Below are 20453 nucleotides of genomic sequence, written 5' to 3'. Positions count from 1 at the left end.
TTCCTGCCTCTCGTCGTCCCCGCCGTCACGCGGGACCCTTGCGGAGGTCGGTGCCGCCGGGGCGGCCGCCGTCCTCGGTCGTGCCGTCCGGCCCGGGCTCGGGCCAGGTCATGAAGCCCACGGCGAGCGCCCGCCGACGGGTCTCGACCGGGGTCTCCGGCCGCCCCGCCGCCGGGGAGCGCAGCGGTCCGCTCCGGGGGACGGCCGGGTCCCGGGGCGCCGGGGGCGCGGTGATCCGCTCGGCGGCCCGCTCGGCGAGCGCCAGCAGCCGCTTGGGCGGCAGCGACGCCAACGGGGTCCACCAGCCCTCCGCGAACCAGTCGCGCTGGCTGCCGGTCAGCTCGGGCAGCTCCCGTTCCAGCCGGGCCGGCAGCTCCGCCGAGCGGTGGATGTCGCGCAGCAGCGTGTACCTGTGCTCGTCGGTCAGCACGGTGCGCACCGAGAGCCCGGCGTCCAGCACCCGCAGTCCGGGCCGTCCGGCCCGGGCCTCGGCGACCCGCAGGTGGCCGTAGGGCGAGGCGTCGTGCAGGACCACCAGCGGCAGGCCCGCCGGGACGGCGCGCGGATCGGTGACGACCAGCGCGCGGTGGCGCTCGTGGTAGCGGTTGGCGTGCAGGAACGCGCCGACCGTCCGGTCCGGGCAGAGCACGACGAACGCTGGGTCGGCGGGCAGCGGTCCGGGCTGCACCAGCCCGTCCTCCACCAGCCCGGCCGGCAGGGCGCCGTAGACGGCCCGCCAGCGGTCCAGCACGGTGCGGCGGAACTGCTCCTCGGTCCAGCGCGAGTGCACCGAGGTGTCCGGCACGGGGGAGTCGGCCAGGACCCAGGTGCGGATGCCGAAGCCGATCATGACGAGCGCGGCCAGCAGGATCCACCGGCCGAAACCGGTCCCGCTCAGGACGAGGGACACCACCAGGCCGATCACCGCGAAGGTGAACAGCGCAGCCGCGTCGCTCCGGCTGCCGCGGAACTTCACCGGGGGCCGCCCGCGGTGCTGCAGGGCGTAGTTGAGCTGTCCACTGGTGACGGTCAGCCGGCCCTCGTCCGTGAGCTTCGCGATCACCTTGCGGATCCGCAGGTCGTGCAGGCCGACGCCGTCGCTCTTCGGGTCGAGCGCGAACTCCTTGCGGCAGTACGAGCAGCGGTGCCGGGGGCGCTGGCGCTGGAGCAGGTCCTTCGAGCAGTGCGGGCAGATCATTGCGGCACCTCCGGTACCGGCCAGCTGAGGAATCCGACATCGCGGCGCAGCGCCCGGTCGGCGGCCCGCTCGGCCGTCGCCAGGACGCGCCTGGGCGGTAGGGCGGCGAGCGGGCTCCACAGGCCCCGGGCGAACCAGGCGCGCTCCGCCCCGGTGAGTGCGGGAAGGCGCCGCAGTTGCCGCCTCAGCGGCTCGCGCAGCTGATGCTCGTACAGCTGGACGGCCCGCGCGCCCGCCGCGAGGACGGTGCGTGCCGACAGCCCGGCGTCCACCACCGGGCTGTCCGGCCGCGCGGCGCGGGCCTCACCGGCCAGCAGGCAGCCCGCCGGCGAGGCGTCGTGCAGGACGATCACCGGCAGGCCCTTCGGCAGTTCGGCCGGCGTGGCGACAAGCACCGCCCGGTACCGCGCGGGGAATCCGTTGGCGTGCAGGAACGCGGTGACCGTCCGATCCGGGCAGAGCACGCCGAGCGCCGCCGGGCCGTCCAGCTCGGCCGGCCGCACGGCGGACTCCTCGACCACGCCCTCCGGGAGCGCGCCGTGGACCGCGATCCAGCGCTCGACGACCGAGCTGCGGAACATGTCCGCGTTCCAGGCGGAGTCGTTGCCGAGCGGTGAGGTCCACTGGGCCTGCTCCTGCTTGAGGCGTTTGCGCCGTTCCTGCCAGGCCCGTTCGGCCTGCTCGTGGGCGGATCTCAGCCCGTGCCGCCGGGACCACCGGACCAGCTCGGTCACCGCCCCGTGGAGCACCATGAGGCCGATGGCGGCGAGGGGGAGCGTGAAGACGATCAGGCCGATCGACAGGGTGAGCAGGTAGCAGACACCGGTCATCGCCGCCGCAGCCACGACGAAGTTGACGGCGATGACGACCGGATGGTCGAACCTCGGCGGATTCGGTCGCGCGGGCGGGTTCTCGCGGGGCACCGGCCCGGGCGGCCGCCGCTCGTGGAAGGCCCAGCGCAGCTGCTCCACCGTCAGGACGACCCGGCCGCCGTCGCCCAGCCGCTCCACCGTGCGCCGCAGCCGCAGGTCGTGCAGGCCCCGGGTGGATTTCGGCTCCAGCGCGAACGGCTTCCGGCAGCGTCCGCAGACCCGCCCGGTGCGTTCACGGCCGCGTAACCGGGCCTCGCAGTGCGGACAGATCATCGGCCCGATTCCTCCAGCGCCGCCGCCAGCCTGCGCAGCCCCGCGGCCATCCGCTCCCGCCGGCCGACCGGCCCGATCCGCTGACCGCGCTTCACCGCCCGCAGCGCCTCGGCGAGTTCGGCCTCCGCGCGGCGCTCGGCCTCGGCCGCGGTGATCGCGTAGTCCTCGTGGTCGATGCCGTACCCGGTGTTGGCGGCCAGGATGTTGAGCGGTTCGCGGCCCCGGTTGGCGAAGGAGTGCGGCATCAGCTCGGGTATCCGGATCAGCAGCCCCGGCGTCAGCGGGACGTCCACCACCCGGCGCCGCTCGGCGTCGTAGAGGCCGCAGGCGGCGTGGCCGAGGCTGAGCACCAGGTGCTCGCCGCCGTGCGCGTGGGGGGTGAAGGCGCTGCGCGGCGCGACGATGCCGAGCTTGTAGGTGGCGTTCGACGGCCGCTCCGGCGAGGTCTTGGCGTCGCCGACCAGGTAGTGGGCGAACTGGCCCTCGTCGATGAACCGGAGCAGTTCTTCCCCGGCCGGACCGTGCGCCGACCGCGGTCCCAACTCCCGGGCGCCGTCCCGGTCCGCGAGCAGCACGCGGCCGTCGGGGCGCAGCCGGTACAGCTCGGCGCCGGCCGGCAACCGCCCGGCGAGCCGTTCGAGTTCCCGCAGACCTGACCGTAAGGACATCGGCCACCCCACCCCCAGCTCGACCTGTGCGACGTCACCCCCGGTGACGCGGAGCGCCGCGCGGCCGGTTCCCTGCCTCCGGGACCGGTGTCGCGGATCCTACGCAACGGGGGTGACATCGTCCGGGGCGGGGAGTGGACGGAGGGTCAACGGCCGCGGGCCACCACGAAGTCCGGCAGCGCGGCGAGGAACGCCAGGGCCTGCGCCGCCTCCTCGTCGGGCGGCTCGGGCGCCCCCGCCAGTACCGCACCGACCTCCCGTCCGGCGGCCGCCACCAGCCCGGCCGCCGCCTCCCGGGCGCTCGCCACGCAGTCGTACGCCGCCATCCGGTCGAGCAGCCAGGCCACCTCCGCCGCCGCCCCGGGGCCGCGCTGCGCCCGGGTGAGGCTCAGATGGCGCACCACCCGGGCCCGTTCGGCGGGGGTGGCGCGCTCCAGGAGGTGGATCAGCATCAGGGTGCGCTTGCCCTCCCACAGGTCCCCGGCGATCTCCTTGCCGTACTCCTCGGCCGCCCCGGTCAGGTTGAGCACGTCGTCCTGGATCTGGAAGGCGGCGCCCAGGTACCAGCCGAACCGGTCCAGCCGGGTCGCGTCGGCGCCCGCGCCCTCGGCGACCAGCAGGCCGGAGCGGCACGGGTAGAGGAAGGTGTACCAGGAGGTCTTCTTCAGGCACATCCGGTAGTAGTCGGTGGCGGTCAACTCGCAGGCGTTGTCCCGGATCCAGCCGATCTCCAGCGCCTGGCCCTCGAGCGACTGGCGGCACATCAGCTCGGTCTCCTCGAACAGCCGCCAGGCCAGCTCCCCGCCGAGCCCCCGCCGGTTGGCCATCACCCGGCGCAGCCCGAGCAGGTTGATCGCGTTGCCGACGTTCAGCGCGACCTCGACCCCGTACCGGGCGGGCAGGGTGGGTGCGCCCCGGCGCAGCTCGCTGCCGTCCTGGATGTCGTCGTGGACGAGGAAGGCGTTGTGGAACAGCTCCACGGTGACGGCCGGGTTGAGGGCCCGTTCGGAGCGCCCGCCGAAGGCCGCGCAGGTGGCCAGGCAGAGTGCCCCGCGCAGGCCCTTGCAGGGGCGGGTCGGGTAGTCGGCGGCCAGGTCGTAGAGGTACGGCGGGCTCTGCTCGGGGATGTGGCGCAGGAGTTCGGCGACGGTCCGCTCGCGGTAGCGGGCCAGGACGTGTTCGACCAGCGGCGCGCCGAGGGCGGGGGACGCGGCCGGGGCGCTCACCCCCGCGGCCGCTCGTCCGGCCGCTCGCCGGGCGCCGCGCCGGGTGCCGGGCCGGCGCCGTCGCCCGGCCGTGCGGTGCGCTGCGGTCCGAAGGCGTCCTGCAGCCCGCGGTTGGCGAGGCCGGGGACGAGCGAGCCGAGGCCGAGCAGCAGGTCGAGGACGTCATGGGCGTTGGCCGTGAGCCGCTGGGTGTGCTCGGAGACCTCACCGGTGGTGTTGGCGAGCACCCGCTCGCTGACCGCGTCGATGAGCTGGTGGGTGTTCTCCGAGACCCGGCGCACCAACCGGTCGAACTCCTCCTGGTCGACGCGGTGCTCGCCGGTCAGCCGCTCCGTCGCCGCCCTGGCGTCGGCGAGTCCAGCGGCCAGCTCGCGCTCCAGGACGGCCGCCGCCTCCATCACCGCGCGCGAGCCCTGCTCGCCCAACTCGCTGAACCGACCGGCGTCGGGCATGGCTGACCTCCTGGTTCGCGTCCCGGACGGGGCCGGGGACGGCGGGCCGCTCCGGCGCCGGGCAGGGGCGCCGCCTCGATCGCCGATGGTACACGGGCGTGTGCGGAGCGTGTCCACGGTGGCGCGGGGGAGCCGTCGGCCGGGTGTGCCTGCCGCGGTGCGCCGGAGCGGCCCCGGCGCGCGCGGTCGGGTGCGCGCCGCCTGCCGGCCGGGCGGCTCCCGGGGGCGGTGCGCGGCGGTCCGGCGAGTCGGCGGCCGGATCGCGGACGGTCACTGGTAGTGATGGCGTGCTTGCGGAGCGATCCGCCGGGGGTGGAGGTCGGGACAGCCGGGGACGGCACGGCAGAGGGAGCGGTCATGGGTGGCAGGCAGCGTCCGCCGAAGGCGCGGAACGTCCGCTCGGTGGCGGACACCGGGGCGGAGATCGCGAGGTTGGAGGGCTACCTCGCCTGGGAGGCGGAGGTCGCGGCGGCCGAGCGGGACGCCCGGGCCTTCGCCGACCGCTTCTCGTGGCTCCCCGAGGACGACCGCGAGGCGGTGGAGCGCGCCTACGCCGACGACCGGCTGCGGTACGCCGAGGAGGTCGTCGACCGGGCCGTCGGCCGTTGCCGCGAGCTGGCCGCCCGCTACCGCGCCGAGTGCCGCCGGGTCTGCGCCCGCTGGGCGGCGGTCTGCCTGGCGGTGGCGTTCGCCGCGGCGCTGCTCGCCGTCCTCCCGGCCGCGCTGCGCGCCTGACGGCCCGCCACCGGCCGCGTACGGGCCCGCCGCACACCCCTCGGGTGCGCGGCGGGCCCGTACGCGCGGTGCGCGGGTCTCAGTGGTGGCCGTGGCCGCTGCTGATCTTCTCGTGCTCCTCGGCGGTCGGCTTGGCGATCTGGGCGCCCTCGCCGTAGAAGCCGCGGGAGAGCTTGGCCCGGGCGCGCTTCCAGACGGACAGCTTCCGGGGTACCCCGTTCTCGTCCACCGCGGGCGGCAGGACGACCGGCTGCGGCTGGTCGTGCGAGGTGAGCGTGTAGAGCCGGTCCTGCGGCAGCGGCGCGTGGATCTCGACGAACTCGCCGTGCTGCAGCCGCTGGATGACGCCGGTCTCGCGCCCGTGCAGCACCTTCTCCCGGTCCCGCCGCTGCAGGCCCAGGCACCAGCGCTTGGTGATCACGAAGACGATCACCGGCCCGACGAAGAAGCCGATCCGGGCCGCGTTGGTGATGGCGTTGATGGACAGGTGGAAGTGGGTGGCGAGCAGGTCGTTGCCGCCGGCGGCGAGCAGGATCAGGTAGAGGGCGATCCAGGCGGCACCGAAGGCGGTGCGCACCGGCGCGTTGCGCGGCCGGTCGGCGATGTGGTGCTCGCGCCTGTCCCCGGTGATCCAGCCCTCCAGGAACGGGTAGGCCCAGATCGCCACCAGGATCAGCGGGAAGATCATCAGCGGGACGAACACGCCCATCACGAGCGTGTGGCCCCAGAGGCCGATCTCCCAGCCCGGCATGATGCGGATCAGGCCCTCGGAGAAGCCCATGTACCAGTCGGGCTGGGCGTCGGTGGACACCTGGTCGGGCCGGTAGGGGCCGTACAGCCAGATCGGGTTGACGGTGGCGATCGCGGCCATCGCCGCGACCACGCCGAACACCAGGAAGAAGAAGCCGCCCGCCTTGGCCATGTAGACCGGCATCAGCGGCATGCCGACCACGTTCTCGTTGGTCCGGCCGGGCCCGGCGAACTGGGTGTGCTTGTGGTAGAAGACCAGGATCAGGTGGGCCACCAGCAGGCCCAGCATGATGCCCGGGATCAGCAGGACGTGCACGGTGAAGAGCCGCGGAATGATGATGGAGCCCGGGAACTGGCCTCCGAACATGAACATCTCGATGTAGCTTCCGACGATCGGCACGGCGAGGACCGCGCCCTCCATGAACCGGATGCCGGTGCCGGAGAGCAGGTCGTCGGGCAGCGAGTAGCCCATGAAGCCGTCGAACATGCCGAGGATCAGCAGGCCCGCGCCGAACAGCCAGTTGATCTCGCGGGGCTTGCGGAACGCGCCGGTGAAGAAGACCCGGAACATGTGCGTGAACATGGCGGCCACGAAGACGATCGCGGACCAGTGGTGGATCTGGCGGATCAGCAGGCCGCCGCGGATCTCGAAGCTGATGCCCAGCGTCGAGGCGTAGGCCTCCGACATCCGGATGCCCTTGAGCGGCACGTAGCTGCCGTCGTAGACGACCTCGCCCATGGACGGGACGAAGAAGAGGGTCAGCCAGACGCCGGTCAGGATGATGATGATGAAGGTGTAGAGGCAGATCTCGCCCAGCATGAAGGACCAGTGGTCCGGGAAGATCTTGCGCAGGTTGGACTTGGACAGGGCGTAGATGCCGAGCCGTCCGTCGGTCCAGTCGGCGAGGGCCTCGACCTTGTTGGCGGGCTCCGCGCGGGTGCTGGTGGCCGGCTCCGGGCCCGGCTTGCGGTCGGCTCTCACGACGGGCTCCCCGGCGTCCGCCGCGGCACGTCCTGGACGCCCGGCCGCGAAACGGCCGGCCGATGGAGTGATGTGATCATCGGACCTCTCGATACGGGGGTGCCGGGCAGGCCGGCGCGCGGATCCGGCGACCCGCCGCCCCGTTGCTCAAAGTGATGGAGCGCTTACTCTGTCATGCTGTCGGGAGCACGCCGACTGTGCACGTCCATCGGCCCGTCCGGCCGCTCGTGTCGGCCCGTCCGGGGGGTGCGGCACACCGTTCCGGCCCCCGCCGCGGCCCCGATGCTGCGCTCGGGTGCTGTTGGCGGCACGGTGAAGCGTTTCGGCGCGCGCCGCACCCGGGGAGGGTGCGGGGCCGGGCCTACGCTGCGCCAATGGTGGAACACGCGGAACTCTTCGAGGACGTGACGGCCGACCTGGCCAGGGCCGGCTTCGACACCGGGAGCGGGCCCTCGGGCCTGCGGATCGACCGGGAGTCGCAGGGGGTGGTGATCGGCTGGCCGTCCGTGGACGGCGCGGCCGGCGACCCGCCGCCCGCCCGGGGCATCCGGGCGGCGGTCACCGGTGCCGTCGCCGCGGTGCTGCGCGAGTCCGGCTACCGGGTGGCGGAGGCGGGCCCCGACGGACTGGTCGTCACCGGCGGCCCCGCCCGGGCCGTGGTCGCGGCGGAGGGGGCCGAGCGCGAGCCGGCCGCCGTCCCCGAGCAGTGGTGGGGCTGACCCCGGGGCGGCCGGCCGTCGGATTGCCGCTGCTCCCGGCCACGTGCAACCATGAGGTTGCAATCGCTGGCGACGGCCGAGGAGCAGCCCCATGAACGACACCGCGACGGTGGACCGCGGCCACGGCGACGCGGCGGTCGACGGCGTGCTCGGCGCCCTCGCCGACCCGACCCGCCGCCGGCTGCTCGATCTGCTCGCCGCCCAGGGCGAGGCCACCGCGACCACCCTCGCCGGGCGGCTGCCGGTCTCCCGGCAGGCCGTGGTCAAGCACCTCGCGGTGCTGGACGCCGCCGGCCTGGTCGCCGGGCACCGGGCCGGGCGCGAGGTGCGCTACACCGTCCGCCCGGCCGCCCTGGACTCCGCAGCGCGCTGGCTGGCCGGCCTCGCGGCCGACTGGAACCGGCGGCCGGCCCGGGGCCCGGACACCGACAGCCGGTGACCGGGCCCCGGGAGGCGTTGACGGCGCGGGTGGTGACGGCCGGTCGGGTTCAGCCGTGCGTCGCGGCGGCGAGCGCGGCGGCCAGCTCCGCCACCCCGGGCTCCCGCAGCACGCCGTAGTGGTCGCCGGCCAGCCGCAGCGTGCGCGGCGCGGCCACCGGTCGGCCGGCGCGGCCCTCGCCGCCGCCCCCGTTGCCGCCGATGCCGTCGGCGCCCTCGATGCCCTCGATGCCCTCGATGAACGAGTAGTCGTCACCGGTGGCCTTGAAGACGGTCACCGGGGCCGACAGCCGCCGCTCGGCCAGCTCCCGGAAGCTGTACTCGAACTCGTACGTCTCGCCGACGATCCGGGCGATCCGGCGGATCAGCTCCCCGTCGAGGTCGGGCAGCAGCCCGTGGACGAAGCCGGCGAAGCCGTCCTCGTCGCGCACCTCGGCCAGGCACCGCGCCAGCTCCGGCCCGCCGATCGACCCCGCGAACACCGAGTACAGGATCGTCAGGTACGCCGGGTTGCGGTAGGAGGACTCGCGCCCGTACCGCTCCCCGTCGGCCCGCCGCAGCTCCGGGTTGCCCGGGCAGATCAGCATGACGTCGGCCACCCGCTCCCCGGCCCGCTCCAGCTGCCAGGCCGTCTCGAAGGCCACCCGGGCGCCGAACGAGTACCCCCACAGGGTGTACGGGCCGTGCGGCCGGATCCGCCGGATCTCCGCCAGGTCGGCGGCGGCCGTCTCCCGGATCGTCGGGTACGGCGTCTCTCCGGGGTTGATCCCGTACGACTGCACCCCGAAGAACGGCCGGCCCGAGCGTCCGGCGAGCGGGCGAAGGTTCATCGGGTAGCCGCCCAGCCCCGGCCAGCAGAACACCGGTTCCCCGGCGCCGTCGCGGGCCAGCGGCACCAGCCGGGACACCGGCCCGCCGCCGCCCGCCCCGCCGGCGGCCCGGGCCGCGTCGATCCGCGCCGCCAGGTCCGCCAGCTTCGGGCACTCGAACAGCACCTGCAGCGGCAGCCGGGTGCCGAACTCCCGGTTCACCCGGTTGACCAGCGCCACCGCGATCAGTGAGTTGCCGCCCGCCGCGAAGAACTCGTCCGCCGTCGAGACGGCCTCGTACTTCAGCGCGGCCGCCCACACCCCGGCCAGCCGGCGCTCCGTCGGCGTCGACGGCGCCGTGAACGGCGCGCCCGTGCCGGCGTCGCGGACCTGCTCGGCGGCGGCCAGCGCCTTGGCGTCCACCTTGCCGTTGGCGGTCAGCGGCAGCCGGTCCAGCACCAGCACCCGGTTGGGGATCATGTAGTCCGGCAGCACCGCCGCCAGCTCGTCCCTGATCAGCTCCGCCGGGCCCTTCATGTGCACGGCGTCCTCGCGCATGCCCTCGCTGCGGATCTGCTCCTCGCTCACCCGGCCGCCGAGGAAGAAGTACGACGGCCCGGCCGGGATCCCGCAGCCGGTCAGGACCGTCTCGATCCGCCGGGCGGACGGCAGCGGGTGGCCGCTGCGCGAGCTGTAGCCCGAGGACATGAAGCCGAAGCCGAGACCGTTGCGCTGCAGGTGGTGCAGCCGGGCGCCGAGGCCGATGTACTCCAGCCACGGCTCGGCGGCCCGGCTCACTGCGGTGATGCCGAAACCCGCCCGCCGGTACACCTGCTGGTTGATCGCGATGACGTGCCGGGACTCCACGATCTCGTCCGAGACCCGGACCAGCTCGCCGCCCTCGTACCGGTACAGGCCCGCCGGCAGGCCCTCGACCCCGCCCGGATGGGTCTGGACGAACAGCTCGGTGTCGTCCCGGCGCGGTCGCCCGTCGTCCGTGGCGACGGTGAAGCTGCCCAGGTAGAAGTCCTCCTCGGCGACGTCCAGCCGTCGCCGGACGGCCGGCTCGTGGCCCAGCGGACGCACCGCCAGCCCGTACTCCGGCAGCACCTCCTCCAGCACGCCCAGCATGTGGCCGGTCTCGAACTCCAGCACCTCCCGGATGTTGTTGCGGTACACCGGCTCGATCGCGCCACGCCGGCCCAGGAAGTGCACCGCCAGCGGCGGCCCCGCGGGGTCGGCCTCGCCGACCCGGACCAGGGTGTGCTCCACCGGGTGGTGGTAGTACACGCCCGCCGGCGCGCCGTGCGAGCCGTCCGTCTCCAGGTACAGCTGGGTGGCGTACAGCGCGCCGGGGGAGGCGTAGGCGTACTTCGGCAGCAGTCGCTCCTCGCTGTGGAACTGCCCGAACCACCGCAGCACCGGGCCGAGTTCGGCGAGCGTGACGGGAGCCTCCCGGGGTGCGGCGGGCACTGCGGGCGGGGCCGGGTGCGGGGCGGCCAGCAGCGCCAGCAGGTCGTCCGCCGTCACCGGGCCGCCCTCGAAGAAGCGGTAGGTCTTGCGGGCGAAGGTCTCCCGCCGCTGCCGCCCGGTCTCCCGGCGCCCCGGCAGCTCCACCACCGGCCGCCCGGCCAGCTCGGCCGGGGTGCGCACGCCCGGATTGGACAGCTGCGCCCGCACCTGGAGCCGGCTCGCCTTGGACTGGTGGTGGCCGCCGTGGTTGCCCTGGTCCATCAGGGCGGCCTCCTTGGGATTCAGCTCCACGCAGGCCACCAGGTTCCGGTGCCCGGTCCGCGCGTCGTCCGTGACCACGGCCGCCGCCCGCCGCACCCAGGTGTGCTCCTCGATCGCGAGCGCGATCTCGTCCAGCTCCACCCGGTAGCCGCGCAGCTTGACCTGGTTGTCCACCCGGCCGGCGCACCGCAGCGTGCCGTCCGTGTTCCACTGGGCCAGGTCGCCGGTGCGGTACAGCCGCTCGCCCGGCAGGTGGGGCGAGGCGACGAACCGCTCGGCCGTCAGATCCGGCCGGTTGAGGTAGCCCCGGGCCAGCTGGACGCCGCCGATGTACAGCTCGCCGGTGGCCCCGGCCTCCACCGGCGCCAGCTCCCCGTCCAGTACGAAGCAGCGGGTGCGGTCGACCGGCACGCCGATCGGCACCGAGCCGCCCGGGTCGCCCGGCGCTTCGGGGTCGACCCGGTGGGCGGTCGCGTTGATGGTGCACTCGGTCGGGCCGTAGAGGTTGACCAGCGCCGCACCCGGCAGCGCGGCCGTCAGCGCCCGCGCCAGGCGCACCGACAGCGGCTCGCCGCCCGAGTACAGCCCGCGCAGACCGGTGCAGTCCGCCAGCCGCTCGGTGTCCAGCAGCGCCTGCAGCAGGGTGGGCACGCACTGGAGGGTGGTCACCCCGTGCGCGAGGACGGTGTCGATCAGCGCCTCCGGATCCCGGTAGACGCCCGGCGCGCCCATCACCACGTGCGCCCCGGCGGCGGGCGCCAGGATCTCCCACTGCGCCGCGTCGAAGCTCATCGGTGTCTTCTGCAGCACGGTGGCGTCCGGGCCGAGGTGCCCGGCGTCGGCCAGCCAGCGCAGCTGCGACACGATGCTGCGATGCTCGATCATCACGCCCTTGGGGCGGCCGGTGCTGCCGGAGGTGTAGATGACGTAGGCGAGGGACTCCGGCTCCGGTGCGGCGGGACCCTGGCTCTGGTGCGGGATCGGGGGCGCACCGGGGTGCTCCGCGTCCTCGGCGGCGTCGGCCGGGGTGACGATCCGGGTGCCCGGCGGGACCAGTTCGGCCAGCCGGACCCGCAGGTGCTCCTGGGCGACGATCACCTTGGTCCCGCTGGACTCGATCATCCGGCGCACCCGCTCCTGCGGGTACTCGGGCGAGAGCGGCAGATACGCGGCACCCGCGTGCAGGATGCCCCAGGCCCCGGTCATCAGCTCCAGGGACGGTTCGGTGTACAGGCCGACGCAGTCGTCGGCGGCCACCCCCAGCCGGTGCAGCCGGGCGGCGAGGGCGTCGGCGGCCGTGCGCAGTTCGCCGAAGGTGAGCCGGCCGGCCTCGCCGGTCACGGCGGTGGCGTCGGGCCGGGTGGCGGCCTGGGCGCGGAGCAGGTCGGGCAGGCAGAGGGAGCGGCGGACGGCGTCGAGGAGGACGGCGGACGGGACGGACTCTGCGGTCATGAGGGGGTTCCCTGAGGTCGGGGGCCGGTACGGCCGCCCGGTGCGCCGACCGGGCGTGACTCCCAAGGTCGGCCGCCCGATGTCCCGTCCGCCTGGGGCGACGGCCGCCTTCCGGTCCGGGTTTCCGCCCGGGCCGGGAGGCGGTCGGGTCCCGGGTGTCCCGGGCACGTCCCGGTCGGCCGCGCTCGCCGTCCCGTCCCGGCTCAGGTCCCCGACGGGTGGCCACCGCCGTCGGGTGGGGGAAGGAGGCGGTCACGGCGGGCGTGTCCCGGGGCCGGGCCGCGGGCCCGCTTCCGACCTGCCGGGGTGCCGCGGGGGTGCCGCCCCGGCAGGTCGGGCGGACCTGGGGTCTCCGGGGAGGTGACGTTGGTCCCTGCCGCCCGCCCCGTTGGGTTCCGCACCCTGGAATGCGGGTCCGCCGGTTCACGAAGACCGGCGGGCCCACCAGCAGACCCGGTAGCCGAACGAGTGAGGACCCACGCCGCCCATGCCCGTCGAGACGATCGTGCACCGTCTGGTCGATGCCTTCTTCACCCACTGCCGGGAGTGCGGCGAGCCCCGCGACGTCGAGTGCCACCACGCGCACTGGCGGCTCTACCTGGACCTCGACCTGGAGACCCTGCGCCGGATCCGCGCCTGGGCGCTCGACCCGGCCAGCCGGGCCGGCACCGAGACCGAGCGCACCGTGCTGCTGCACTGGCTGGAGACCCAGGAGGTCTGACCGCCGCCTTCGGCGCCTCCCCCGGCGCCGCGAACGGCGTCGGGGGATCAGGTCGGATCCGGTGCCGTTGCCCGTTCCGCGCGCACCTCGGCGACGTGCGGGTCGGTGCGGTCGTCGTACCGCCACAGCGCCGGCAGCGCGGCGGCCAGCACCCCGCCGCTCACCAGGCAGGCCAGGCCGCCGGTGCGCAGCGCGGCCCGGATGCCGTAGCGGGCGGCCAGGCCGCCCGCCCGGAGGTCGCCGAGAGCCGGTCCGGCGGCGCCGACCAGCAGCTCCAGCCCGGCCGCGCGCCCGCGCAGCCCGTCCGGGACGGACCGGTTCCAGATCGCGCCGCGGAAGGTGTCGCCCACCCAGTGCGCGGCTCCCGCGACGGCCAGGCAGAGCAGCACCGCCCACACGCCGGAGCCGAGCGCGGCCGTCGCCGTCGCCGCGCCGACCGCCGCGCAGGACAGCAGGACGAACCGCCCGTGCCGGTGCACCCGCCCGGTCCAGCCGCTGGTCGCGGCGGCCAGCAGCCCGCCCGCCGCCGAGGCCGAGTAGAGCAGGCCGAGCGCCCAGCGCGCGTCCAGCTCGTCGGCGAGGAAGGGGAAGAGCGCGGTCGGCAGGGCGAAGGCGGTGGCCGCGAGGTCGGCCAGGCAGGTGCCGACCAGGTCCGGCCGCCGGGCCACGTAGCGGGCGCCCTCGGTGAGCTCGCGCAGCGCCGGGGCCTGCTCCTCCCGGGCCGGGCGCAGCGGGCGGAGCCGGGCGAGCAGCGCGATCGAAAGGAGGAAGGTGGCCAGGTCGACGAGGTAGGCGGTGCGCACCCCGGCGGTCGCGATCACCACCCCCGCGGCGGCGGGCGCGGCCAGCCCGACCACGGTCCAGCGCAGTGAGAGCAGCGCTCCGGCCGCGAGCAGCTGGTCGTGCGGCACCAGCCGGGGGACCATCGCCTCCAGCGAGGGCTGCTGGATCCCCTGGAGCGCGGCGGCGCAGCCCGCCGCCGCATAGAGCGGCCAGGTCATCGGCTCGCCGGTCAGCGCGTTGAGCAGCAGCAGCGCGCAGAGCACGGCGAGCGCGATCTCCGTGGCCAGGGCCACCGTCCGGCGGTCGAGCCGGTCGGCGAGCACCCCGCCGTACAGGCCGAGCAGGACCGTCGGCACCAGTTCCACCGCGCCGACGGCGCCCACCGCGAGTGGCGAGCCGGTGGCGTCGGCGATCTGCAGCGGGATCGCGGTGAGGGTGAACACCGAGCCCAGCATGGTGACGGCGCCGGACGTCCAGACCAGGCGGAAGTCCGGGGAGGACCGCCAGGGCGCGGTGTTCGGCAGCAGCCGGGACCACGGGCGGCCCGGGCCCGTACCGGTGGTCGTCATGAGTGTGTGGGTCCCTTCCGGGGAGGCGCGGAGACGCGGTGACGGTTCCTTATCGCTGATAAAGTCCGAGCCGGAACTTAGCAGCGATAAAGTGAGGTGCCAAGGCAATAACCGGGGGCCGGCCCCCGGCGGCGGAAGGGCGGTGCACGATGGCGCTGACACGGGACACGGTGGTGCGCACCGCCCTGCGGCTGCTCGACGAGGTCGGCATCGACGGACTCACCACCCGCCGCCTGGCCCGCGAGCTCGGCGTGCAGTCCCCGGCCCTGTACTGGCACGTCAAGAACAAGCGGGAACTGCTCGACCTGATGGCGGAGGCCATGCTGGCCGAGGCCCTGCCGCCGGACCGCGAACCCGACCCCGCGCACTGGCCGGACTGGCTCGCCGCCGACGCCCGGGCCAAGCGCGCCGCCCTGCTCGCCCACCGCGACGGCGCCCGGGTGCACGCCGGCACCCTGCCCACGGCCGACGAACTGCCCGCCGTCGAAGCGCAGTTGAGCGCGCTCTGCGCGGCCGGTCTGCGTCCGCGCACCGCGCTGCGGCTGCTGCTGACCATCGACCGCTACATCATGGGCTGGGTCACCGAGGAGCAGGCGTGGCGGCAGGACGCCGAACAGCGGGACGGCGCGCCCTTCCCGGACGAGGTGCTGCGCGGGCTTCCGCTGCTGCGCGAGGCCGCCGACGTCCTGCGCATGACGGACCACGACGCGGACTTCGAGTACGGGCTGCGGGTGCTGATCGAGGGCTTCCGGGCCGAGATCGCCCGCGAGACCGCGGGTGCCGGGGAGGCCGGGTCCCGGACCGATTCGCTAAGTTGACCGTCCATGAGAACTCTCGACCCCGCCCGCACCGCCCTCGTCCTGGTCGACCTCATGGAGCGGATCGCCGCTCTGCCGCTCGCCCCTCGCCCCGGCAGTGAGGTGGTCGCCACGGCGCTCGACCTCGCGACGGCCTTCCGGGCCGCCGGCGCTCCGGTGATCGCGATCCGCGTCGAGCGCCCCGGCGTCGCCGAGCAGCCGCCCGGGAGCGACCTGCTGCCCGAGGTCGCCGCCCTCGCCGACGAGGTCGTCGTCAAGCGCACCATCGGCGGTTTCCACCGCACCGGCCTGCACGAGCTGCTCCAGGCGCGCGGCGTCGACACCCTGGTGTTCGGCGGCATCGCCACCAACCTCGGCGTCGAGTCCACCGCCCGGTCGGCCGCCGACCACGGCTACGCGGCGGTGTTCGTCGAGCCGGCCATGACGGCCCTGACCGAGGAGGAGCACCGGGCGTCCGTCGCCCTCTCGCTGCCCCGTTTCGGCGAGGTGGTCGACCGGAGCGGTCTCAGCCTCGGCTGACGCCGCCCCGGTCGGCGCCGCCGCGCGCCAGCTCCAGCGCCTCGCGCAGCCGGCCGTCCGCCGCGGCGAGCAGCCGGGCGGCGGCCGGGGCGTCCACCCCGGCGAGGACGACCAGCACGGCGTCCTTCACCTCGCCGCCGGTGGCTGCCAGCGCCCGTCGTGCCGTCTCCTCGTCCGCGCCGGTGATCCCGGTGACGATCCGCCGCGCCCGGTCGCGCAGTTTGGCGTTGCCCGCCCGGACGTCGACCATCAGATTTCCGTACGTCTTGCCGAGCCGGACCATCACCGCCGTGGAGAGCAGGTTCAGCACCAGCTTCTGCGCCGTGCCCGCCTTGAGCCGGGTCGAACCCGCCACCACCTCCGGCCCCGTCACCACCTCGATGCCCAGCTCGGCGGCTGCGACCAGCGGCGACCCGGCGGTCCCCGCCAGTCCGACGGCCAGCGCCCCGGCGGCGCGGGCGCTGCGCACCGCCGCCACCGTGTACGGGGTGCGACCGGAGGCGGAGACGCCCACCACGGTGTCCTCGGCGGTCAGCGCCAGCGCCGCCAGGTCGGCGGTCGCCAGCTCCGGACGGTCCTCCGCGCCCTCCACGGCGCGCACCAGCGCCTGCGCGCCGCCTGCGATCACGCCCACCACCTGACCCGGGGCGGTGTTGAAGGTCGGCGGGCACTCGCTCGCGTCCAGCACCCCGAGCCGCCCCGCCGTCCCGGCGCCCGCGTAGACCAGCCGCCCGCCCCGGGCCATCCGCTCCGCGACCGCGTCCACCACGACGGCGATCCGCGGCAGCTGCCCGGCCACCGCCCCGGCGACCGTACGGTCCTCGGCGTTCAGCAGCCGCAGCAGCTCCAGCGTCCCCAGCCGGTCGAGGCCGGCCCACTGCGGCCGCACCACCTCGGTGGCCGGGCGGTCGGTGTCGTCCATACCGCCTCCCTCCCCGCGCATGACGGCCGGCAACCGGGGCAGGCGCCGCACGGGCGAGGAAAGGAGACCGCCGTGGGCCACGAGGAGACGGTCGCCGCCCTGCTGAAACGCTTCGGCCGTACCTACGCCGACGAGGCGGGCATCAGGCTCCGCGACACACCGTCGCCGCTCTACCGGCTGCTGGTCCTCACCACGCTCAGCTCGGTGCGGATCGGCGCCGCCCTCGCGGTCGCGGCTGCGCGGGAACTCTCCGCGGCCGGCCTGCGAACCCCGAAGGCGATGGCCGCCTCCCGCCGGCAGGACCGGATCGACGCCCTCGGCCGCGCCCACTACGTCCGCTACGACGAGAGCACTGCCACCGCCCTCGGCCACGGCGCCGAACTGCTCCTCGGCCGCTGGCACGGAGACCTCCGCCGCCTGCGCGACGAGGCCGGCGGCGACCCGGACCGCATCGCCGAACTGCTCCGCGAGTTCCCCCGGATCGGCCCGGTCGGCGCGGGCATCTTCTGCCGCGAGGCCCAGGCCGTCTGGCCCACCCTGCGTCCCTCCTTCGACGCCCGCACCCTGCGCGCCGCCGCCGACCTCGGCCTGCCCCACACCCCCACCGCCCTCGCCGCCCTGACCCCACCGCACGACCTCGCCCGCCTCGCCGCCGCCCTCACCCGCCTCAGCCTGAGCCACCCCCACGGTGACCCGCTCCTCGCGGCCGCCGAGCGCGTGAGGCCGCCGAGATCGCGGCAGGCCTGGGCTTGACCTCGACCGCCGTGGCACGCCTGGGCGCGTCAGCAGTAGCGACCGGGCGGGTCGATGACCGGGCTGGTCAGGTGGGGGGTGTCAGCTGGGTGAGGAGGGCGCGGGCGAGGGGGATCGGGAGGGCGGGGTTGGCGGCGGCGACTTCGGCGACGTGGGGGACGGGGTCGCCGATCAGTTCGGTGAGGAGGGTGGGCGGGAGGGAGGGGTGGGCGGCGGCGATCGGGCGGGCCTGTCGGTCCTCCAGGCAGGCGGTCAGGGCGGGCAGCGGTGCTGCGGGGTGGGAGGCGATGGCGCGCAGGGCCGTCCGGACGGGCGGGCGGTGGTGGGCCAGGTCGGTGAGCAGGGCCGGTGAGGCGTCCGGGTTGGTGGCCATCCGGGCGGCGACGCGGACGCCGTGCCGGGCGAGCATGGCGCGCAGCAGCGGCTCGGGCAGACCGGGGTGCGGGGCGATCGCCTTCAGGACCTTGGCGTCGGGGTCGGCGGCGAGGGCATCGCGGACGGCGGGCGGCAGGTCGCGGCGCTCGGCGACCAGCATCCGGACGGCCGGTATCGGGGAGGCGGCCAGCTGTGCGACCTCGGCGGGGGAGGCGGCCGCGATCCGGGGTACCAGGACGGGGTGGCTGCGGCCTCGGACGGCCAGTCGGGTGAGCACGTCGAGCGGCAGCCGTGGGTGGTCGGTCAGGGGCCCGGTGACGTCGCTGCTCTCGTCCTCGGCCAGGATGCGGATCACGTCCTCGTCGATCGCCGGGTTCTCGGCGAGCGTGCTGCGGACCCACCGCACCGGGTCGGTGGCGAGCCGGCGGTAGACCTCCGGCGGCAGGTCGGTGCGGGCCGCCAGCTCGGCGCGTGGCGGCACCGCGGGGTGGTCGGCGAACCGGGCGGCGAGGGCAGCGGGCGTCGCGGGGTGGGCGAGGGCGTTGGCCGTGATGTGGTGCCGGGCGGTCTCGTGCTCGCCGGAGCAGACGGTGCCGGGCAGCGCCGGGCAGTCCGGGAACTCGCAGTCCTGGCCGTGCTCGTAGGGCATGGTGTGCCGCTCGCAGACCGGGCAGGCACCGGCCGGTGGCAGCGTGTCGCCGGTCGGCAGGGCGTCGCCGGCGAGCAGGGCGAGCAGGACGTCCGGCGGTGTCCGGTCGTTGGCGGCCACCGCGCGGCGGACGGTGGTGTGCGGGTGGTGGGCGAGGGCCGCCGCGAGATCGGGTGGTGCGGCGAGGGCGAGTTCCGCGACGACCTCGGGATCCCGGTCCTCGGCGAGGCGTCGTACGACGTCGTCCGGCAGGTCGGGGCAGGCGGCGAGCCGGCCGCGCAGCCAGGGGTCGGGGTCGGCCGCGAGCCGTCGTGCCAGGTCCGGCCGGCCCTCGCCGCGCTCCAGCAGGGTGAGCGCGGACTCGGGCCGGCTCGCGTCGTCGACGTCGGCGAAGAGCGCGCGCACCTGGGACGGGGTGAGGTCGTCCCGGTCGGTGAGCTCGGCGGCGAGGTCGTCGGCGAGAGTCCGGTCGGGGGTGGTCGCGGCGAGGGTGATCAGCCGGTCGACCAGGTCGGCGGGCAGGGCGGGGTTGGCGGCGAGGCCGCACAGGACGCGGTCGGGGTGGAGCACGACGTGGATCACGCCGGCATCCTGCCAGGTCCACAGTGGCACGCGTGTGCGCCTGTGCTGGGTCAGGCCATCCAGAAGAAGACCGCCGTCATCCGCCGGTCCTCCAGGGACAGGCCGTGGTAGGCGGTGGCGCTGTGGATGAGGTTGGCGTGGTAGACGAGCAGGCGGTTGAAGCGGTTGGGGACACGGACGTCCTCGGTGAAGGCGTCGGCGGGGACCCGGCGGGTGCCGAGGGCCTCGACGAGGTTGTTGTGCGGTGCCGTGACCAGGTTGCCGCCGAGCCGGCCGCCGGGGAACTGCTGGCGGTAGAAGCCGGTGCCGGCGCCCTTGGGGGCGCCGGGGGTCAGGTAGAGGACGGCCGCGTAGCGGCAGAGGGCGCGGGAATCGGTGTGCGGGCGCGGCTCCGATTCGGCGGCGCCGACGAGCTGGACGCAGTTGTGGTTCAGGGTGCCGCCGCCGGGAGCGGTCTGTACCCAGAGCCGCGGTGCTCCGGTGGCCTTGCGGACCAGTGCCTCGACGCGGACCAGTTCGTCCGGTTCGAGGCCGGGCATGGTCCGCAGGCCGGGCCAGGTCTCCGGGCGGTAGGGGTAGCCCTCGGCCCAGTCGTTGCGTTCCAGGCAACGGCGCCGGACGGTGTCCGGGTCGGGCAGGACGTCGTCGAACACCCAGTAGTCGCGGCCGGGAGTGGGCTTGCGGTAGGGCAGGACGGGAAGGGGAGCCGTCCGTCCGGCGGGCAGTGGAGGCATGGGCCGACCATAGGATTTGTCGCCCCCAACGTTCTGCCGTGAGCAGGTCAACCTTTCGTCAAGGTCGCCATGACCATGACCGGTTGTGTGTGGGCGGGGTCACGCTTGAGCGCGCGGCGGGGGACCGGAAGGGTGGTGCCATGACCACCTTCGAGATCGATCCGGCCGACCCGTCGGCCGCCGGGGCGCCGCGCACCCGCACCCATCACTGGCAGTCCGGTCCGCCTATCTCCGCGTTCCCGCACCTCACCGGCGAGGAGATCCTCCAGGAGATCATCGCCGGCCGGATCCCGCAGCCGCCGATCGGGAGCACCATGGGCTTCCGGCTGGTGGAGGCCGGTCCCGGGACGGCCGTCTTCGACGGCGAGCTCGGCGACCACCTCTTCAATCCGATGAACACCGTCCACGGCGGGTACCTGGCCACCCTGCTGGACTCGGCGCTCGGCTGCGCCGTGCTGAGCCGGCTGCCGGCCGGCATCGGCTACACCACCACCCAGCTGAACGTGCACATGGTGCGGCCGTTGTTCGCGGACTCGGGCCAGGTGCGCTGCGAGGGGGTCGCCCTGCACGTCGGCCGGACGATCGCCACCGCGGAGGCGCGGATCATCGGTTGCGAGGACGGCCGGCTCTTCGCGCACGCGACCACCACCTGTGCCGTCCTGGCCCCGCGTCGGGCCGGCTGACGCACCCGAACGGGCCAGGGCTCCGGGCCCCCGGCGG

19 protein-coding genes are annotated in these 20453 nt (G+C 75.1%); 8 read left to right on the top strand and 11 right to left on the bottom strand.

The genetic code is table 11. From position 1 onward, the window contains the following. Positions 1 to 25: 25 nt before the first annotated feature. From ABZW10_RS07635 to ABZW10_RS07615, 5 genes are all read right to left on the bottom strand, one after another. Entirely contained in the window at positions 26 to 1198 is a 1173-nt protein-coding gene (locus ABZW10_RS07635; protein WP_355361392.1) for a hypothetical protein, read from the bottom strand. Beyond that, positions 1195 to 2343 carry a hypothetical protein gene (locus ABZW10_RS07630; protein WP_355361390.1) on the bottom strand — a complete coding sequence of 383 codons (1149 nt, stop codon included), beginning with the start codon at positions 2341 to 2343 and terminating at the stop codon, positions 1195 to 1197. Before ABZW10_RS07630 ends, ABZW10_RS07635 begins: the two co-directional genes overlap by 4 nt. Continuing rightward, positions 2340 to 3011, bottom strand: a complete 672-nt coding sequence (locus tag ABZW10_RS07625) for a cupin domain-containing protein (RefSeq protein WP_355361388.1) — start codon at positions 3009 to 3011, stop codon at positions 2340 to 2342. Before ABZW10_RS07625 ends, ABZW10_RS07630 begins: the two co-directional genes overlap by 4 nt. A gap of 146 nt (positions 3012 to 3157) precedes the next feature. Beyond that, on the bottom strand, positions 3158 to 4237 hold the full coding sequence (locus ABZW10_RS07620) for a polyprenyl synthetase family protein (RefSeq protein WP_355361386.1): 1080 nt from the start codon (positions 4235 to 4237) through the stop codon (positions 3158 to 3160). Then, a complete protein-coding gene (locus ABZW10_RS07615; RefSeq protein ID WP_355361384.1) occupies positions 4234 to 4689 on the bottom strand; it encodes a hypothetical protein in 456 nt (151 codons plus the stop codon). Before ABZW10_RS07615 ends, ABZW10_RS07620 begins: the two co-directional genes overlap by 4 nt. Positions 4690 to 5046: 357 nt before the next feature. Here ABZW10_RS07615 and ABZW10_RS07610 point away from each other — a divergent pair, with 357 nt between their 5' ends. Then, positions 5047 to 5424: a hypothetical protein gene (locus ABZW10_RS07610; RefSeq protein ID WP_355361382.1), complete on the top strand. Its 378-nt coding sequence runs from the start codon at positions 5047 to 5049 to the stop codon at positions 5422 to 5424. A 79-nt stretch (positions 5425 to 5503) separates the two neighbouring features. Here ABZW10_RS07610 and ABZW10_RS07605 read toward each other — a convergent pair whose 3' ends face one another. Beyond that, on the bottom strand, positions 5504 to 7156 hold the full coding sequence (locus ABZW10_RS07605) for a ubiquinol-cytochrome c reductase cytochrome b subunit (protein ID WP_355361380.1): 1653 nt from the start codon (positions 7154 to 7156) through the stop codon (positions 5504 to 5506). 374 nt (positions 7157 to 7530) lie between these two features. Here ABZW10_RS07605 and ABZW10_RS07600 point away from each other — a divergent pair, with 374 nt between their 5' ends. Continuing rightward, positions 7531 to 7875 (top strand): hypothetical protein, encoded by a 345-nt coding sequence (locus tag ABZW10_RS07600; RefSeq protein WP_355361378.1) that lies wholly within the window; start codon positions 7531 to 7533, stop codon positions 7873 to 7875. Positions 7876 to 7966: 91 nt separating this feature from the next. After that, positions 7967 to 8314, top strand: a complete 348-nt coding sequence (locus ABZW10_RS07595) for a metalloregulator ArsR/SmtB family transcription factor (RefSeq protein WP_355361376.1) — start codon at positions 7967 to 7969, stop codon at positions 8312 to 8314. Between the two features lie 49 nt (positions 8315 to 8363). Here the strand turns inward: ABZW10_RS07595 and ABZW10_RS07590 are convergent, their stop codons facing one another. Beyond that, positions 8364 to 12308, bottom strand: coding sequence for an amino acid adenylation domain-containing protein (locus ABZW10_RS07590; RefSeq protein WP_355361374.1), 3945 nt, complete (start codon positions 12306 to 12308; stop codon positions 8364 to 8366). Between the two features lie 487 nt (positions 12309 to 12795). Between ABZW10_RS07590 and ABZW10_RS07585 the strand changes: the two genes are divergently transcribed. After that, positions 12796 to 13029, top strand: coding sequence for a hypothetical protein (locus tag ABZW10_RS07585; RefSeq protein WP_355361372.1), 234 nt, complete (start codon positions 12796 to 12798; stop codon positions 13027 to 13029). Positions 13030 to 13076: 47 nt separating this feature from the next. Here the strand turns inward: ABZW10_RS07585 and ABZW10_RS07580 are convergent, their stop codons facing one another. After that, entirely contained in the window at positions 13077 to 14381 is a 1305-nt protein-coding gene (locus ABZW10_RS07580; RefSeq protein ID WP_355361370.1) for an MFS transporter, read from the bottom strand. Between the two features lie 149 nt (positions 14382 to 14530). Between ABZW10_RS07580 and ABZW10_RS07575 the strand changes: the two genes are divergently transcribed. Together ABZW10_RS07575 and ABZW10_RS07570 are read left to right on the top strand one after the other, a co-directional pair. Continuing rightward, positions 14531 to 15199 (top strand): TetR/AcrR family transcriptional regulator C-terminal domain-containing protein, encoded by a 669-nt coding sequence (locus tag ABZW10_RS07575; RefSeq protein WP_355361368.1) that lies wholly within the window; start codon positions 14531 to 14533, stop codon positions 15197 to 15199. 6 nt (positions 15200 to 15205) lie between these two features. After that, a complete protein-coding gene (locus ABZW10_RS07570) occupies positions 15206 to 15718 on the top strand; it encodes an isochorismatase family protein (RefSeq protein ID WP_355361366.1) in 513 nt (170 codons plus the stop codon). Here ABZW10_RS07570 and murQ read toward each other — a convergent pair. Further along, positions 15705 to 16640: an N-acetylmuramic acid 6-phosphate etherase gene (murQ, locus tag ABZW10_RS07565; RefSeq protein ID WP_355361364.1), complete on the bottom strand. Its 936-nt coding sequence runs from the start codon at positions 16638 to 16640 to the stop codon at positions 15705 to 15707. The two genes, ABZW10_RS07570 and murQ, sit on opposite strands and share 14 nt — an antisense overlap. 72 nt (positions 16641 to 16712) lie before the next feature. Here murQ and ABZW10_RS07560 point away from each other — a divergent pair, with 72 nt between their 5' ends. Then, positions 16713 to 17393 carry an endonuclease gene (locus tag ABZW10_RS07560; protein ID WP_355361362.1) on the top strand — a complete coding sequence of 227 codons (681 nt, stop codon included), beginning with the start codon at positions 16713 to 16715 and terminating at the stop codon, positions 17391 to 17393. A 67-nt stretch (positions 17394 to 17460) separates the two neighbouring features. On the opposite strand, the gene ABZW10_RS07555 is transcribed toward ABZW10_RS07560, so the two are convergent. Continuing rightward, positions 17461 to 18999, bottom strand: coding sequence for a hypothetical protein (locus ABZW10_RS07555; RefSeq protein ID WP_355361360.1), 1539 nt, complete (start codon positions 18997 to 18999; stop codon positions 17461 to 17463). A gap of 50 nt (positions 19000 to 19049) precedes the next feature. Next, positions 19050 to 19733 carry a DUF6445 family protein gene (locus ABZW10_RS07550; protein ID WP_355361358.1) on the bottom strand — a complete coding sequence of 228 codons (684 nt, stop codon included), beginning with the start codon at positions 19731 to 19733 and terminating at the stop codon, positions 19050 to 19052. A 140-nt stretch (positions 19734 to 19873) separates the two neighbouring features. Here ABZW10_RS07550 and ABZW10_RS07545 point away from each other — a divergent pair, with 140 nt between their 5' ends. After that, on the top strand, positions 19874 to 20416 hold the full coding sequence (locus ABZW10_RS07545) for a PaaI family thioesterase (RefSeq protein WP_355361356.1): 543 nt from the start codon (positions 19874 to 19876) through the stop codon (positions 20414 to 20416). Positions 20417 to 20453: the final 37 nt, after the last annotated feature.

Source organism: Kitasatospora sp. NPDC004723 (genome assembly GCF_040609255.1).
In the GTDB taxonomy this organism is placed as follows: domain Bacteria; phylum Actinomycetota; class Actinomycetes; order Streptomycetales; family Streptomycetaceae; genus Kitasatospora.
The sequence above is the reverse complement of the archived record's forward strand: the minus strand, read 5'-3'. Positions and strand labels throughout refer to the sequence as shown.

Bases quoted from the DNA above. Each gene is read 5' to 3' on its own strand.
- ABZW10_RS07635 (WP_355361392.1), bottom strand. From the start codon at position 1,198: ATGATCTGCCCGCACTGCTCGAAGGACCTGCTCCAGCGCCAGCGCCCC.
- ABZW10_RS07630 (WP_355361390.1), bottom strand. From the start codon at position 2,343: ATGATCTGTCCGCACTGCGAGGCCCGGTTACGCGGCCGTGAACGCACC.
- ABZW10_RS07625 (WP_355361388.1), bottom strand. From the start codon at position 3,011: ATGTCCTTACGGTCAGGTCTGCGGGAACTCGAACGGCTCGCCGGGCGG.
- ABZW10_RS07615 (WP_355361384.1), bottom strand. From the start codon at position 4,689: ATGCCCGACGCCGGTCGGTTCAGCGAGTTGGGCGAGCAGGGCTCGCGC.
- ABZW10_RS07610 (WP_355361382.1), top strand. From the start codon at position 5,047: ATGGGTGGCAGGCAGCGTCCGCCGAAGGCGCGGAACGTCCGCTCGGTG.
- ABZW10_RS07600 (WP_355361378.1), top strand. From the start codon at position 7,531: ATGGTGGAACACGCGGAACTCTTCGAGGACGTGACGGCCGACCTGGCC.
- ABZW10_RS07595 (WP_355361376.1), top strand. From the start codon at position 7,967: ATGAACGACACCGCGACGGTGGACCGCGGCCACGGCGACGCGGCGGTC.
- ABZW10_RS07590 (WP_355361374.1), bottom strand. From the start codon at position 12,308: ATGACCGCAGAGTCCGTCCCGTCCGCCGTCCTCCTCGACGCCGTCCGC.
- ABZW10_RS07585 (WP_355361372.1), top strand. From the start codon at position 12,796: ATGCCCGTCGAGACGATCGTGCACCGTCTGGTCGATGCCTTCTTCACC.
- ABZW10_RS07580 (WP_355361370.1), bottom strand. From the start codon at position 14,381: ATGACGACCACCGGTACGGGCCCGGGCCGCCCGTGGTCCCGGCTGCTG.
- ABZW10_RS07575 (WP_355361368.1), top strand. From the start codon at position 14,531: ATGGCGCTGACACGGGACACGGTGGTGCGCACCGCCCTGCGGCTGCTC.
- ABZW10_RS07570 (WP_355361366.1), top strand. From the start codon at position 15,206: ATGAGAACTCTCGACCCCGCCCGCACCGCCCTCGTCCTGGTCGACCTC.
- murQ (WP_355361364.1), bottom strand. From the start codon at position 16,640: ATGGACGACACCGACCGCCCGGCCACCGAGGTGGTGCGGCCGCAGTGG.
- ABZW10_RS07550 (WP_355361358.1), bottom strand. From the start codon at position 19,733: ATGCCTCCACTGCCCGCCGGACGGACGGCTCCCCTTCCCGTCCTGCCC.
- ABZW10_RS07545 (WP_355361356.1), top strand. From the start codon at position 19,874: ATGACCACCTTCGAGATCGATCCGGCCGACCCGTCGGCCGCCGGGGCG.